At 50.4% G+C, this 13996-nt stretch carries 16 protein-coding genes; 9 read left to right on the top strand and 7 right to left on the bottom strand.

Annotated elements, in window-relative coordinates:
• The first annotated feature begins 113 nt into the window (after positions 1-113).
• Entirely contained in the window at positions 114-362 is a 249-nt protein-coding gene (locus R50912_RS35585; protein ID WP_076245358.1) for a hypothetical protein, read from the top strand.
• A 237-nt stretch (positions 363-599) separates the two neighbouring features.
• Here R50912_RS35585 and R50912_RS13790 read toward each other — a convergent pair whose 3' ends face one another.
• Positions 600-1091, bottom strand: a complete 492-nt coding sequence (locus tag R50912_RS13790) for a hypothetical protein (protein ID WP_052416312.1) — start codon at positions 1089-1091, stop codon at positions 600-602.
• Positions 1092-1222: 131 nt separating this feature from the next.
• Between R50912_RS13790 and R50912_RS13785 the strand changes: the two genes are divergently transcribed.
• Both R50912_RS13785 and R50912_RS13780 read left to right on the top strand, forming a co-directional pair.
• A complete protein-coding gene (locus R50912_RS13785; RefSeq protein WP_042235580.1) occupies positions 1223-1402 on the top strand; it encodes a glycine zipper domain-containing protein in 180 nt (59 codons plus the stop codon).
• Positions 1403-1441: 39 nt separating this feature from the next.
• Positions 1442-2047, top strand: a complete 606-nt coding sequence (locus R50912_RS13780) for a thermonuclease family protein (protein WP_052416310.1) — start codon at positions 1442-1444, stop codon at positions 2045-2047.
• 36 nt (positions 2048-2083) lie between these two features.
• On the opposite strand, the gene R50912_RS13775 is transcribed toward R50912_RS13780, so the two are convergent.
• From R50912_RS13775 to R50912_RS13760, 4 genes are all read right to left on the bottom strand, one after another.
• A complete protein-coding gene (locus R50912_RS13775) occupies positions 2084-2755 on the bottom strand; it encodes a stalk domain-containing protein (RefSeq protein ID WP_042136296.1) in 672 nt (223 codons plus the stop codon).
• A 167-nt stretch (positions 2756-2922) separates the two neighbouring features.
• The gene (locus R50912_RS13770) at positions 2923-3138 is read right to left on the bottom strand and encodes a hypothetical protein (RefSeq protein ID WP_042235579.1); all 216 of its coding nucleotides are present in this window, start codon (positions 3136-3138) and stop codon (positions 2923-2925) included.
• A gap of 82 nt (positions 3139-3220) precedes the next feature.
• Complete coding sequence (locus R50912_RS13765; RefSeq protein ID WP_042235578.1) at positions 3221-3487, bottom strand: hypothetical protein; 267 nt, start codon at positions 3485-3487, stop codon at positions 3221-3223.
• A gap of 197 nt (positions 3488-3684) precedes the next feature.
• Positions 3685-4140: a VOC family protein gene (locus R50912_RS13760; RefSeq protein ID WP_042235576.1), complete on the bottom strand. Its 456-nt coding sequence runs from the start codon at positions 4138-4140 to the stop codon at positions 3685-3687.
• 585 nt (positions 4141-4725) lie between these two features.
• On the opposite strand from R50912_RS13760, the gene R50912_RS13755 reads away from it, so the two are divergent.
• On the top strand, positions 4726-5781 hold the full coding sequence (locus R50912_RS13755) for a LacI family DNA-binding transcriptional regulator (protein WP_042235573.1): 1056 nt from the start codon (positions 4726-4728) through the stop codon (positions 5779-5781).
• Positions 5782-5873: 92 nt separating this feature from the next.
• Positions 5874-8309 (top strand): glycoside hydrolase family 94 protein, encoded by a 2436-nt coding sequence (locus tag R50912_RS13750; RefSeq protein WP_042235569.1) that lies wholly within the window; start codon positions 5874-5876, stop codon positions 8307-8309.
• A 171-nt stretch (positions 8310-8480) separates the two neighbouring features.
• Here the strand turns inward: R50912_RS13750 and R50912_RS13745 are convergent, their stop codons facing one another.
• Positions 8481-10463 (bottom strand): beta-L-arabinofuranosidase domain-containing protein, encoded by a 1983-nt coding sequence (locus R50912_RS13745; RefSeq protein ID WP_081956490.1) that lies wholly within the window; start codon positions 10461-10463, stop codon positions 8481-8483.
• A 147-nt stretch (positions 10464-10610) separates the two neighbouring features.
• Between R50912_RS13745 and R50912_RS13740 the strand changes: the two genes are divergently transcribed.
• A complete protein-coding gene (locus R50912_RS13740) occupies positions 10611-11483 on the top strand; it encodes a helix-turn-helix transcriptional regulator (protein WP_042235563.1) in 873 nt (290 codons plus the stop codon).
• Between the two features lie 39 nt (positions 11484-11522).
• Here R50912_RS13740 and R50912_RS13735 read toward each other — a convergent pair whose 3' ends face one another.
• Entirely contained in the window at positions 11523-11741 is a 219-nt protein-coding gene (locus R50912_RS13735; RefSeq protein WP_042235561.1) for a hypothetical protein, read from the bottom strand.
• Positions 11742-11851: 110 nt separating this feature from the next.
• Between R50912_RS13735 and R50912_RS13730 the strand changes: the two genes are divergently transcribed.
• From R50912_RS13730 to R50912_RS13720, 3 genes are all read left to right on the top strand, one after another.
• Positions 11852-12370, top strand: coding sequence for a DUF3231 family protein (locus R50912_RS13730; protein ID WP_042235558.1), 519 nt, complete (start codon positions 11852-11854; stop codon positions 12368-12370).
• A 108-nt stretch (positions 12371-12478) separates the two neighbouring features.
• Positions 12479-13060 carry a YitT family protein gene (locus tag R50912_RS13725; protein WP_042235555.1) on the top strand — a complete coding sequence of 194 codons (582 nt, stop codon included), beginning with the start codon at positions 12479-12481 and terminating at the stop codon, positions 13058-13060.
• Between the two features lie 144 nt (positions 13061-13204).
• Positions 13205-13972 carry a threonine/serine exporter family protein gene (locus R50912_RS13720; RefSeq protein WP_042235553.1) on the top strand — a complete coding sequence of 256 codons (768 nt, stop codon included), beginning with the start codon at positions 13205-13207 and terminating at the stop codon, positions 13970-13972.
• The last annotated feature ends 24 nt before the right edge of the window (positions 13973-13996 follow it).

Raw genomic sequence — 13996 nt, 5'->3', positions numbered from 1 at the left:
TAGATTTGCAGAGTATCCGTATTTAGCTAGCTGGGACTCCGCATAAGTCTGATGCATTATAATTCTACCCTGCATTCTATATAGAGAACCTTAATAGAAAGGGGTAGATTAGCATGGCGACTCGTCAGCCGGATTTGGTGTTGATCAACTGGAGCCGGAACCCGTTAGTGCCCGGATCAGCACGCAGAATTACCGCCAGCCGGGTTATCGGAAATGCCGAACCCTGCTTGCCTAGCTTAAGAACCAACGGATTGCTTAGCACGGCCTTAGCCTGCCTGCAGGATAACGACATCGGTTTCAGAATCGTGTTCCGCAAAAAAACCTCAAGCATCAGCGGATATTTGTTACTCCAGCGTAATTGATAGGATTTCAGGGATTTCAAGGGTCTGGCTAATTGCCAGGCTCTTTTATTTTGCAACTTCTCTGAGAGGACGAACGTAACAAGTGAAGGGAATTCAGGCGTATTGCCGCCTTTCTCTGGTCCATGCGGGATTAATATCGGGGGATTGTATGGTAAAATACACTAATACAAACAAAACATCCGCCGGTCTCTCCTGACCCTACACCAACGGATGTTCATCACTAACAGGATTTTTAATTTATAATTCCGCCCATGTTACATTTAGCTCTACAGTACCTTCCTGGGAAGCCAAAGAACCGCCGATGATCGACCAGCTCTGCTTATTGTCTTTGGTGGTCCCCTGGATAATCAGGTTCTTGTCATCAAGGGTCTGTGCAGAATCGCTTCCGAGTCTTGAAGAGAAATAATCCTGATAGATCTTCGATACGGTATCCATGCTTTGCGTTGTGGTGAAGATCAGAAGAGCTGTCTTTTTGCCTTCGTTCTCTTCAGAATGGGATAGCTTGATTTGAACATCCTCAGGCAGCGGGAAATCCTCCGGCAGATTCTCCGGCAGCTCTTGGGAAGCGGCAGAAGCATCCGGCTGAGCCGTAACTCTATTGTTCCCGGCGGACGGTGCAGAGGTCTGCATAGAATCAGTTGCAGGCACATCCGGCTGATTACTGCAGGCATTCACTGCCAGCATGGATAACATCATCGATATGGTCCAGATTAGTTTTTTGGTATACACATCTTCACTCCTTAAGCGTTCTAGGCCTAACATTGCCAGTAAGATATGCAGGCTTACCGGATAATACCCTTTATGCTATTCCGCCAATCAGCTGCTTGATTTTAATTACATCTATAGAAGGAGACATGGATATGGATAAGAAAAAAGACTCCTCCCAGCAAGGCATCGCCCTGGGCTTATGCTTTGGTATAGTGTTTTGGATGGCTTTTGATAATTTGCCTTTGGGCATAGCCTTGGGTATTGCCTTTGGAGTTGTTTTCTCTAGACCCGGCAAATCTATGAATGATCCAAAAGATCCTCCGGCTGAGTGAACCGTAATGATATATTCGCGGCAAAGGAGTCATTAGCAAATGTTCAAATCTAATAACGGTAAGAAGCTTACCAGGTACGGCTTGATTGTATTAGCTCTTACGATTTCGTTGGTGACAGCTGTCCTGTCGAAAGATGAACCGGACAATACCTTTGAAACACTGGACACGATTGTTCTTACATATTCTTCTCAGGCTGAAGTTCTATCTGTGACCGACGGAGATACTTTCAAAGTTAAGTTCGAAGATGGTACGGTGGACAAAATCCGGCTCCTGCTCATTGATACTCCTGAAACCAAGCGCGCCAATACACCGGTTCAGCCCTTTGGCCCTGAGGCCAGCGAATACTTAACGGAGCTTCTGAACGGGCAAACGGTTAGGGTCGAAATGGATGTGTCTGAACGTGATCCATACGGCCGGATTCTGGCTTATGTCTATCTCGGTGATGAGATGGTGAATGAAATGCTGATCGCAGAAGGTCTGGCCAGGGTTGCCATGTATCCGCCGGATGTGAAATATGTGGATCAGCTCAGAGCCACTGAGAAAAAGGCTAAGGCTGCGAAGCTGGGGATTTGGAGCATAGAGAATTATGTGACCAACCGGGGATACGACACCTCTGTCACAGCTACCCCCGCCAACAAAAAATAGACCCGAGAGACAAAAGTCTCCCGGGTTCTTCTATAGTTATTTATAATAGGAAGTAGTCAATGGAACGAACATGGATGAGCCGTCTTGTACGTCCCCGGTTACATAGATAGAGCTTACTCCGGCAATGTCCACCTCTACGGTTACGAGCCCTTCTTCAGGGGTAATGTTCAGCTTCTTAAGCACCGTATCCGTATCGCTGTCTTGCACGGTAAAGTCTTTAATATCAGTGCCGATCGCCGCTACCTGAATGTACAGCTTCTGATATTTTTTGTTCGGGTAGAGCATGAACGAGCTGCCGCGAGTGCCGCTGCCATTATCGAAATGGACATCTTTGTAGTCCTTATCTTTATAGACGGTTTTGTCAGGATCTTTGGTATGGTACGACGAGTCAAAACCGGCTGCAATGGAGACTCCTTCCGTCTGCTCGCCTAATGAAATGGTATTGGAGGCGGCATCGAATTTAACGGTAACTCCGAGCAGATCCGACACAGAACGGACTGGCAGATACGTAGTATCCTTATAAGAAATCGGAGCGATCACTGCACCGCTGCTATTCTTCAGCTGCACAGGCTGGCCATCTACCTTGAATTTAATTCCCGGGTTCAGAAAAGCTTTGATCTCCTGCAGATTGGCTCCGGCGTATACCCCCGTTCCCATTCCTCCAAGTACAGCAAAAACAGTCAGCGCAGCGGTTAATTTCTTTTTCACCCGATCAAACTCCTCTCCATGTATTTCAAATTTAAAACTTACATACTGGGAGTATAATAAATCTTACCATAATATGCAAATGACTTAGAATCTGTCGTAATACAAAAAAAACACCCCGCCTTCCGGCAGGGAATCCACACATCCAATTCTAATTGGCTATGTATCAATTAGAACTCATCATTTTTGTGAACGGATTCGTAATGGTTGCGGATTTCCAGATTCTTGGCATGATTGTACAGATCTAATGCAACAATTCCTCTGCGCGCGAGCTTCACTACCAGAACGAATAAATAAATACCGAGCCCCAGACATGCCAGCCAGATTAAAAAGAAAAATATGCTGAATCCGCCGGCAAGCCATGACCCAAAACCTGTTGCCATCATTTCTCACAGCCCCTCTCCTCGTAATCGTATTAGAGTTCAGAATGTTTAAGTAAATCATAATAGCTGTGGAACTCTGCCATGATCAGCGACCGTTGTCTTTGGGCGGTACCTGATATTGTCCGGTCAATGGATCATACTGCGGACGTTCCCCGGCTATCTCTAGCTCAATGCGCTGCAAGGAATAGACAAGTTCACCGAAGCCAATAAAAAACATACCGGCTATGCAGGAAACGGCGAGGAATATAACAACTGCAAGCACACCGCCCAAATGGAATCCCACTGGAATACAAGCAAATACCCCCAGCACGATGATCGCCACGCCAAAATACTTCAGGTAAGCCCCTTTCATCAGTTGTCCTCCTTGTGATTGCTCAGTATTTAGTAAGGTTAGCATATTTCTTGTGGAACTATTTGTAAATGAGTCATGTGACAAAGCTGCCGGGCGAGATGATGGTGATCAAAGGTTCAATTAAAAGTTCAATTAACGGTTAATCAATCCGTAACTGCTACTCCTTCGCCGCTGGAATACAGAAGCATCCAAGGCAATCACTGACTCCATCGAGAAATTGATTCTGTATGATATTCTCCTGTGATCTCAATTAAATTACCATCCGGATCTTCGAGCATGAAGCAGTGATAAGGGCGCACAACATGGATATAGAAAATCTCAGATACGGCTCCGATCTCCAGTGACTTCACCCGCTCATACTCAGCATTCAAATCAGAAACGTTGAAGTTAAGAATCACATTATTCCCGTATCGAACCTCACTTTCTTGCTTATAATTCAAATACGCCTCATTAAAATGCTCCGACACATCGCTATTCGTGCGGATCAATTCCTTATCGAATTCCGGATTCCAAAGAGCGATCGTGTTCCCGCAGTGGAATTGTGCCCAGCGCTCCAGCTTCCGGGAATCTGCTTTCATATTCAGCAAAGCTTCATAAAAGGCAATGGAACCCTTCATATCACGGACGATTAGATACGTACAACCCAGCTGCATTGGAATCTATCTCCTCTATAGTGAAAATATTAATTACGAGACCACTATAGCGAACATACGATCTCTTTGCAACGAGGTTTTATACTTACTGCATAAGGAATAGTTGTATTTCGTGCAGTTATAAGACGGCGAAAACCCGGTTGATTTAGGATAAGTGCACTCTGTACAACTAAAATCGAGAAAAGTGTTCGTTTGCGGCGTAGCTGTTATTTTAGTTGTATGAAGTGCAGTTATAACTCCCCCGAGTCATAAATCGCCCGCTTTAGTTGTACAAAATACAGTTAAACATGAAGCGAGCGTCTCGAAGTACGCGATCAGACGGTTTTTTAACGAATAAAAGATAACAATCTTTTTTCCTGATGCATTTATTTGTAACGCAGATCGGAGAATCCGGCAAGTGGAAACGGCTATTCCATCCTCAAGGGATGGAATTCGTTTCAGCGAGAAATTGAAGGATAAAGTTTGGCGTGAAACTAATCTTTCTTATATTTCAAGGCAAAATTGTTTGGGCGGACGATTGATTTTCGCGCCGGTTTATTTTACAATGAGTTCATAAACGCGCGTTTACAATAGAGGGGGTACACCATGCGAAGCGAAGATATTGCCAAGCTAGCCGGGGTTTCGCGAAGCACAGTATCCCGTGTAATCAACAACTATTCCAATGTCCCTGAGGAGACCCGGGCCAAGGTGCTGAAGGTCATTGAACAGCATCAGTACGAGCCTAACAGCTTCGCCCGGGCTCTGGCCGGCAAGAAGACCGATACGATCGGGCTTTTTGCAATCAGCATGAATGAGAAAGAGAACGCGACGCGGATCTATCAGAATAACTACTTCGCCCCGTTCGTCGATGCCGTTGTTGACACGGCGAATGCCCGCGGCTGTTATGTTCTGATTCACACCGTATATTCTCCCGACGACTTCCTGAAGGTGAAGCAGGCTTTCCTGCAGAAACGGATTGACGGCGGTATTATCGTCGGTACCCAGAAGGATATCGGAATTGTACGGGAAATGGTCGGTCTCGACTCGCCGCTTGTGCTGATTGATTATGACATTTCGGAGATTATGTCGGAGCATCTGGACCGCAATCATCTGGCTATAGTGAATTCTAAGGATTATGAGGGTACGGCTGAAGCCATCGAGTACCTGATCGGTCTCGGCCATGAGGAAATTGGCATGATCTGCGGACGGATGAACACATACTCCGGACGGGAACGCTACACGGCTTACGAGGATACGCTGAAGCGCCATGGGCTTACGCTGAATGAGAATTTCATCCTACAGGGTGATTTCCTTAAGGAAACCGCCTATGAAGAGGTGAAGAAGCTGCTGAATTCCGGCGGCCCGCTGCCGACTGCGTTCTTCTCCTCCAATGATGATATGGCTATTTCGGCCATGGAAGCGTTCTCCGAGCATGGCATTTCCGTGCCGGAGGATATGTCTATCGCGGGGTTTGATGATGTGCAGCTCGCTTCCCGGATTCATCCCAAGCTGACCTCCGTCCGTCTGCCGATTTACGAAATGTCCAAGGCCGCTGTCGAGAAGGTCATCGAGCTGTGCGATTCACAGCAGCCGACCTTCAGCACTATCAGTTTCCCGGCGCGTTTGGTGGTAAGAGATTCCTGCCAGCCGCCGAAGCAGTAATGTTTCAGGATACAGAAAAACCCCTTACCCCGAGGGGATTTTTTCTCAGCTTTGTAAACGCGCGTTCACAATTGAAAGGAGACTTGTCTCTAATGAAATTCGGAACTTTTGACGACACTCGCAAAGAGTATGTAATCAACACCCCAAAAACACCTTACCCATGGATCAACTACCTCGGCAACGAGCAATTTTTCGGCCTCATCTCTAATACTGCCGGAGGTTACACCTTCTACCGCGATGCGCGCATGAGAAGACTTACCCGTTACCGGTATAACAATATTCCGCTCGATACAGGCGGACGCTACTACTATCTGTACGATGACGGTGATTTCTGGACCCCGGGCTGGATGCCGGTAAAACGCGATCTGGACTTCTACGAATGCCGCCACGGTCTGGGCTACACTTCCATCACAGGCGAGCGTAACGGAATTTCCGTGAACCAGCTTGCTTTTGTACCGATGGGCCACAATGCTGAAGTACACCGCCTGATCGTTAAGAACACGGGCAACGCGAAGAAGACTGTTAAGCTGTTCTCTTTTGCCGAGTTCTGCCTGTGGAATGCCAACGATGATATGACGAACTTCCAGCGTAACCTCAGCACCGGTGAAGTTGAAGTGAAGGATTCCGTGATCTATCACAAAACTGAATACCGTGAGCGCAGAAACCACTACGCTTTCTATTCTGTAAATAAAGAAATCGCCGGCTTCGATACCGACCGCGAATCCTTCGTGGGGATGTACAATGGTCTGGACGCTCCGCAGGCAGTTGCTGCAGGTGAAGCAACCAACTCCGTGGCCAGCGGCTGGTCGCCAATCGGCTCCCATGCCCTCAACATCACGCTGGAACCAGGCGAAGAGCAAAGCTTCATCTTCGTACTCGGCTATATCGAGAACCCGGAAGATGAGAAATGGGAATCCCTGAACGTTATCAACAAAAAACCGGCGCAGGCTGTAATCGATCAGTTCGCTACAGATGCCCAGGTAGATGCTGCCTTGGCTACCCTGGCTGCACACTGGGATAACCTGCTGTCCAAATATCAGATCCAGAGCGGTGACGACAAGCTGAACCGGATGGTTAACATCTGGAACCCGTACCAGTGTATGGTTACCTTCAACATGTCCCGTTCCGCTTCTTACTTCGAATCCGGAATCGGCCGCGGTATGGGCTTCCGCGACTCCAACCAGGACTTGCTTGGCTTTGTCCACCAGATTCCAGAGCGTGCCAGAGAACGTATTCTTGATATCGCCGCTACCCAGTTCCCTGACGGCAGTGCGTATCACCAGTATCAGCCGCTTACCAAGAAGGGCAATAACGAAGTCGGCTCCGGCTTCAACGATGATCCGCTATGGCTGATCTCGGGTACTGCTGCCTATATCAAGGAAACCGGCGACTATTCGATTCTCGATGAGCAGGTTCCTTTTGACAGCAATCCGGATCACACCGCTACCCTGTTCGAGCACTTGAAGCTGAGCTTCGAGCATGTAACGAATAACCTCGGACCTCACGGCCTGCCGCTGATCGGCCGCGCGGACTGGAATGACTGTCTGAACCTGAACTGCTTCTCCACTGAGCCGGGCGAATCGTTCCAGACTACTGAGAATATCGCAGGCGGCGTAGCGGAATCCGTGTTCATCGCAGGTCTGTTCGTCTTCGTTGGACCGGACTATGCTGAAATCTGCCGCATGCGCGGACTGGATGATGTCGCTGCAGATGCGGTTGCCAAGATCGAGAACATGAGTGCCATCACCCTGTCCCACGGCTTCGACGGCGACTGGTTCCTGCGCGCTTATGACCACTACGGCGACAAGATCGGCAGCAAGGAGAACGAAGAAGGCCAGATCTTCATCGAGCCGCAAGGGATGTGTGTAATGGCGGGTATCGGTGTGGAGAACGGCGAAGCAGCCCGTGCGCTGACTTCCGTTCAGGAACGTCTGGATACAGACTACGGTATCGTATTGCAGCAGCCTCCTTACTCCAAGTACTACGTGAACCTGGGTGAAATTTCTACGTACCCTCCGGGCTACAAAGAAAATGCCGGTATTTTCTGCCACAACAACCCATGGATCATGATCGCTGAAACAGTCCTTGGACACGGCGACAGAGCCTTCGATATCTACAAAAAAATTGCTCCGGCTTACCTGGAAGATATCAGCGAAGTTCACCGCATGGAACCTTACGTGTACTCGCAGATGATCGCCGGTAAAGATGCTGTACGTCACGGGGAAGCGAAAAACTCCTGGCTGACAGGTACAGCTGCATGGAACTATGTAGCGATTACACAGTCCATTCTCGGTATCCAGGCTGACTTTGCCGGTCTGAAGGTTGACCCTTGTATCCCGACGGAGTGGGACAGCTTCGAAATCACCCGCGTCTTCCGTGGAGACACTTATGTCATCTCGATCCAGAACCCGAACCATGTGTCCAAAGGCGTAGCCAGCCTGACTCTCGACGGCACTGCTGTTGAAGGTAACATCATCGCTCCTGTGGGCGACGGTGCGGTTCACCAGGTTGTAGTTACATTGGGTTAATTCGCATTACTGAAAATAGCCCCCGGTTGTTCCGCCTAAGCGGTTCAGCCGGGGGCTATCTTGTTGCAGAGAAACAAAATAGCGAAATTAAGATACATTTGTCCACTTACTGCCCAAATGGGCAGGTTGGTTTCAGCATTATATACGGTAGCTACCGATCGTAAGAGTAAACTACGGAATCCAGACCTTCATCTCGCCGCTACCGCGGTTACCCCACAGATAGTAAGGGACTGCGGTTACCTTCACTTCTTCCAGCGGCGCCTTCTCTCTGCTGTACAGCCCTCCGGTCCAGGCCGCCTGAGCTACACGGAAGCCGTCGCCTTCTACCACTACAGCACCGCCAAGCAGCAATTCATCATACGTCTCGGTGAATGGCGCTGCTTCACTCAAGGAAACCGAGCTTAGCGGTTCACTGTTATCTGCCGCTTCCAGGCAGTAGACCAGCGGTCCGCGCTGGATGGCAGTCTTCCCGGCGTCGGCACGCAGATTCGGATGGGCGTAAACGCGGTGCGCTTCCATCGGCAGAGTCAGCTCAATCACGTCGCCGGCCTTCCATTCCCTGCGGATCACGGCATAGCCCTGCTGCAAGCTTGCAGCAGAATCGACTAACGCCTCTCCGTTCACTCTGATCTCCACGTTGCCGCTCCAGGAAGGAATACGCAGCGCCATTCCGAACTCTCCGGCTTCCGCAGGATCAACCTTCAGGGTGACGGTTCCATCCCAAGGGAAACGGCTCTGCTGGCTGATTGCTACCTCTGTGCCGCCCAGCGTGGTCTTCAGCTCACTGCCGATATACAGGTTAGTGTATAGTGTATCGCCGTGCTCAGTGTAGATATACTGGTTTAGCGAGGTCAGCAGGCGCGCCACGTTCGGCGGACAGCAGGCACAGCCGAACCAGCCCTGGCGCTCCGATTTGACATGATGTTTGCCGGGGTTACAGCTGCAGGCCTGCGGCCATACTTCAAGCGGATTCACGTAGAAATAGTGTTTGCCGTCCTGTGCCATGGAGCCGAGCACATTATTATAGAGCGCACGCTCCATCACTTCGGCATACCGGGCGTCCGGGGTCAATTCCAGCATCCGCTTGGCAAAAAAGATCAGCCCGATCGAAGCGCAGGTCTCCGCATAGACCGTATCATTCGGCAGATCATAATCAAAGGTGAACGCTTCACCATGATGTGTAGAACCGATTCCGCCGGTGATATACATCTGTTTCTCCGTCATATTGTTCCACAGGCGCACGCATGCTTCGCGCAGGCCCTCATCTCCGGTAAGCCGGGCCAGATCGGCCATGGCTGTGTACATATAGACCGCACGGACCGAATGTCCCAGAGCCACGCTCTGCTCACGGACCGGGATATGGGCCTGATTATAACTGATATCCACACTGCTTGTAGCCGTACCTGTCCAGTGCGTTACCCGTCCTCTTTGTTCCCACTCCTGATGCAGGAAGTTCGGTTCCTGTCCACGCTGATCAATGAAAAAGCTGCTGAGCTTCAGATATTTCTCTTCACCGGTCAGCCGGTACAGCTTCACAAGGGCCAGCTCAATTTCCTGGTGACCATCGTAGCCCTTCAGCTTCCCCTCTTCCGGTCCGAAGACGGTTTCAATATGGTCAACGAACCGCCGTACAATGCCCAGCAGTTTGTCTTTGCCGGTCGCTTCATAATAGGCCACTGCCGCTTCAATGAAATGCCCCGCACAATATAGCTCATGGCAGTCCAGCAGGTTCGTCCAGCGTTTGCCCGGCTCTTTGAGTGTAAAATAAGTATTCAGGTATCCGTCTTCGTGCTGTGCTTCGCCGACCAGCTCTATCATCTCATCCGCCTGGCGCTCCAGCTCAGGATCACGCTTGATGCTGAGCGAATAGCCTACAGCCTCGAGCCATTTAGCTACATCACTGTCCTGAAAGACCCAGCCTTTGAATTCGCCTTCTCTCCTGCCGGCGGCAATTTCAAAGTTGGCGATGGCATGGCTTGGCTCCGCACCGGCTACCCGGTCATGCAGCGCCTCATACTGGTAAGGAATAACGGTATCCTGAACCAGCCGGATATAACGCCCCCAGAATTCATCCTGAATAGCTACCTGCCGGCTTGTGTCAGTAGCTTGCTGAATATCTGCATATTTACTCAATGTGTTATCTCCCCTTTTCATTTCATCCTCGCTATTTGCAATTATAGACGGTAAAATGAATAAAAAACAGAATCATAAGCAACTCTGTTTTTGTACTATTTCACACTCAGATTTCTAACCTTCCACGGAAATCCGGCTAATTGAAAAGAGCTTGCGAAAGGAGCAGATATGCCAGCCAGTCCTGCCTATATTCATCTGTCGGCGCCGCCGTTCCCCTATTTCCTGGAATGCGGCCATACCGTATATTTGCCCGGCGAGCAGCATCCAAACCGCAGCCGCATGGGGAAATTCGATCTTATCATTGTAGAACAAGGCTGCCTGTTCATCGGTGAGGATGATAAGGAGTGGGCGGTAACCTCCGGGCACACCCTCCTTCTGCTGCCGGACCGCTATCATTATTCAGTTAAACCCTGCGAGGAGGTCACCTCCTTCACGTGGGTTCATTTTCACACGGTCGGTGAGTGGATGGAAGCGGAAGGCGATCCTGTATATGCTGAGCGGGAGAAGCATTTCCGGCAATTCCTGATTCATCCTTATACGATCCGCATCCCCCAGTACGGACCACTCCCGGACCCCTTCGCGCGGAGCGGACAGGCAGAGCAATTGCTGCAGCTTAGTCAGGGACGGCGCTCCAGCTCTGTATGGCAACAGCAGCGCATCTTTGAGGAGATGCTGCGGATGATGGATCTGGCCCAGCAGGATACTGCGGGCAGCCAGGCGGCAGAGATCGCTGAGCAGACGGAGGCCTACCTGCGCAATCATTTTACGGAGGATCTCACGAATGCATCCCTGGCGGATGCGCTGCATTTTCACTACAATTATCTGGCCCGCTGCATGAAACGTGTCTATGGGCTAACCCCCATGGAATACTTGACGGATTACCGGCTGGAGCAGGCCAAGCTGCTGCTCCTCAAGACAGAAATCCCTATTTCCGGGATTGCAGAACGCACCGGCTTCGAGAGCACCGCCTACTTCTCCCGGCGCTTCAGCCGGAAGGTTGGCATCTCTCCGCTGCGCTTCCGCAAGCGTTACTCCCGCTGAATCAGCAGCACAAGCGCTTCTAGGCAGGGAGCGGGGAGTCTACCTAGGCTCAGCTGGAAGCATTCGGAATTCATGTGCATCCCGGCAATACGATAATCCACGGATCCGGACAGATTTCGCTGTGTATGCTCTGATCTGTCCCCCCGGTTCCAGCACCTCCTCTGTACCCTCCTTCAGCACAACTGATACCTGAACCTCCGATAGTGCCGCAGCCAGAAGCTCCATGTCGCTCTCCAGCACTTTATAGATATAATCCATCGGGCTACACCTGCTTTACTGTGACTTTATTTAGTGCACTTGAATAACGCTGATTGCACTGGACAACCTAAACTACGTTCATAACCTATTTGTAGAGGAGTTATGTAATTATGGGAGTTCTAAACGGCAGCCCCAAAGATGAACCGCTTCACTATGGTGAGATCTTCAATCTGTGGCAGGTCTCGGCAACAGCCAAATTGTCCTTATCTACCTACCAGGCGTTTCACTTTCATGCCGGGGACCAGGATCTGAAGAAGATTATCGATGATCTTATGGATCAGGCACAGCAGGAAATTAAGGACTGTGACAAAATCCTCAAGCTGAACGGCTTCGTGCCTCCGCCTGCACTGCCGGACCGTCCCTCCGTCAAGGTCGAGGATATCCCGGCAGGTGCAAGGTTCTCCGACCCCGAGATTGCTGCGGCCCTCTCCGGTGCAGTATCGCTCAGTCTTGTGGTCTGCAGCCAGGTCATGGGCATGTCGATCCGCGAGGATATCGGCGCAATGTTCATGAAGATCCACGCGCAAATGGCCGCCTTCGGCATGGCACTGCTCAAAATGAACAAGCAGAAAGGCTGGCTGATCCCGCCTCCGCTGCAGCTAAAGAAACCAGAGCCGGTTCATGCCTGAGCAACTCACTTCTAATCCTGCGCAAGCAGGATTTTTTGTTTAATAGCTATTTTTTTCCAGACGGGCGCATATTTATTAAGACATGCCTTAAGTCTGGAGATGCTGAAGATGCGTTCATATCCCAAGTATGTCATTATTCTGCTGGCCAGCCTGCTGATTGCAGCGGGAACCAACTTTTTTCTGGTGCCCTATAAAATACTCGATGGGGGAATTATCGGCATTGCCCTCATCATTAATTACATCTCCGGCATCAAAATCGGACTGGCCATCATTGTTTGCAGTCTTCCAATCTTCCTGCTGGCCTGGTTCCGGGAGCGGGATATTTTCTATAACAGCATTCTGGGGCTGATGACTTCATCCTTTCTGATCGAACTGCTCGGGCCGCTGCAATATTACTTTCTGTATTATATCGAACTCGGTTCCATCTCCAGCGCTATTATAGGGGGCTTCCTGATGGGCAGCGGGCTCGGCCTGATGCTGCGGTTCAAAGCCAGTACGGGTGGAACAGATCTGCTGGCAAAGTTTATGAAACGTTACATTCCGCTCAATGTCGGAGTGATTATTTTCCTGACGGATTTCGTAATTATCGGCGCCGGCGGTGCACTGATCTCCAAAGAGACTTTTTTCCATTCCATATTGACTATTGTCTCCGGCGGTGTTGCCACCGGTCTATGTACGCTGGAAGACTAGACTGGACTGCAAAGAACGCGTCCTTAGGCTGTCCGGTTGCCAGACAAATATATTATTCGTCAGAATATATGGAATAAAGGTTGAAATTTTCACACATTCCGGCGACAATCGAATAGATAACATTCCCGGGGAGGATCGACGAAGTTGGATAGCACAAGCAACAATAGCAATACTACCGCGCATGATATTATAGACCTGTGCCTGCTGGCCGGCAAAATCATGCTGCAAAGCGGCGCCGAAACCTACCGCGTGGAGGATACCATGAGTCGTATGGCCGCATCGCTCGGATTCCCTGGAGCGCATAGCTACGTTACGCCGACAGTCATTATGTTCACCACCAGCCGAACCGAACCGGTGAAGCTGTTCCGGATAGCTGAACGGACGACCGATCTGCAAAAAGTGTCAGAGGTCAATGACATCTCGCGGCGGCTGAGCGAACGCCAGCTTACCGCCGCCGAAGCCCGCGAGCGTCTGGGTATTGTCGACGACGCGGCGCATGCTTATCCGGTCTGGCTGCAGACTGTAGCTGCCGCCCTGACCGGCGCCTGCTTCACCGTAATGTTCAAGGGCAGCCTGTGGGATGCCCTTCCGTCGCTGCTGATCTCCGGGGTCGGCTTCGCCGCCGTCACCTATCTGCACCGCCTGGTTCAGATCCGTTTCTTCGCGGAGTTCATCGCCTCCTTTATCATCGGCCTGCTGGCTTTCTTCTCCGTAAGGCTTGGCATCGGACAAGAGATGGACAAGATCATCATCGGCTGCGTAATGCCGCTTGTACCGGGGCTGCTCATCACGAATGCCGTCCGTGACCTTATGGCCGGCCATCTGGTGTCCGGCCTGTCTAAGGGAGCCGATGCCTTCCTGACCGCCTTTGCCATTGGAACCGGCATCGGACTCGTGCTGTCCCTTTTCTAATTACCACTTGAAAGAGGTAGTCCT

The sequence above is a fragment of the Paenibacillus sp. FSL R5-0912 genome, assembly GCF_000758605.1.
GTDB lineage: Bacteria > Bacillota > Bacilli > Paenibacillales > Paenibacillaceae > Paenibacillus_AQ.
The sequence above is the reverse complement of the archived record's forward strand: the minus strand, read 5'-3'. Positions and strand labels throughout refer to the sequence as shown.

Bases quoted from the DNA above. Each gene is read 5' to 3' on its own strand.
- R50912_RS35585 (WP_076245358.1), top strand. From the start codon at position 114: ATGGCGACTCGTCAGCCGGATTTGGTGTTGATCAACTGGAGCCGGAAC.
- R50912_RS13785 (WP_042235580.1), top strand. From the start codon at position 1,223: ATGGATAAGAAAAAAGACTCCTCCCAGCAAGGCATCGCCCTGGGCTTA.
- R50912_RS13780 (WP_052416310.1), top strand. From the start codon at position 1,442: ATGTTCAAATCTAATAACGGTAAGAAGCTTACCAGGTACGGCTTGATT.
- R50912_RS13770 (WP_042235579.1), bottom strand. From the start codon at position 3,138: ATGATGGCAACAGGTTTTGGGTCATGGCTTGCCGGCGGATTCAGCATA.
- R50912_RS13765 (WP_042235578.1), bottom strand. From the start codon at position 3,487: ATGAAAGGGGCTTACCTGAAGTATTTTGGCGTGGCGATCATCGTGCTG.
- R50912_RS13760 (WP_042235576.1), bottom strand. From the start codon at position 4,140: ATGCAGCTGGGTTGTACGTATCTAATCGTCCGTGATATGAAGGGTTCC.
- R50912_RS13755 (WP_042235573.1), top strand. From the start codon at position 4,726: ATGCGAAGCGAAGATATTGCCAAGCTAGCCGGGGTTTCGCGAAGCACA.
- R50912_RS13750 (WP_042235569.1), top strand. From the start codon at position 5,874: ATGAAATTCGGAACTTTTGACGACACTCGCAAAGAGTATGTAATCAAC.
- R50912_RS13745 (WP_081956490.1), bottom strand. From the start codon at position 10,463: ATGAAAAGGGGAGATAACACATTGAGTAAATATGCAGATATTCAGCAA.
- R50912_RS13740 (WP_042235563.1), top strand. From the start codon at position 10,611: ATGCCAGCCAGTCCTGCCTATATTCATCTGTCGGCGCCGCCGTTCCCC.
- R50912_RS13735 (WP_042235561.1), bottom strand. From the start codon at position 11,741: ATGGATTATATCTATAAAGTGCTGGAGAGCGACATGGAGCTTCTGGCT.
- R50912_RS13730 (WP_042235558.1), top strand. From the start codon at position 11,852: ATGGGAGTTCTAAACGGCAGCCCCAAAGATGAACCGCTTCACTATGGT.
- R50912_RS13725 (WP_042235555.1), top strand. From the start codon at position 12,479: ATGCGTTCATATCCCAAGTATGTCATTATTCTGCTGGCCAGCCTGCTG.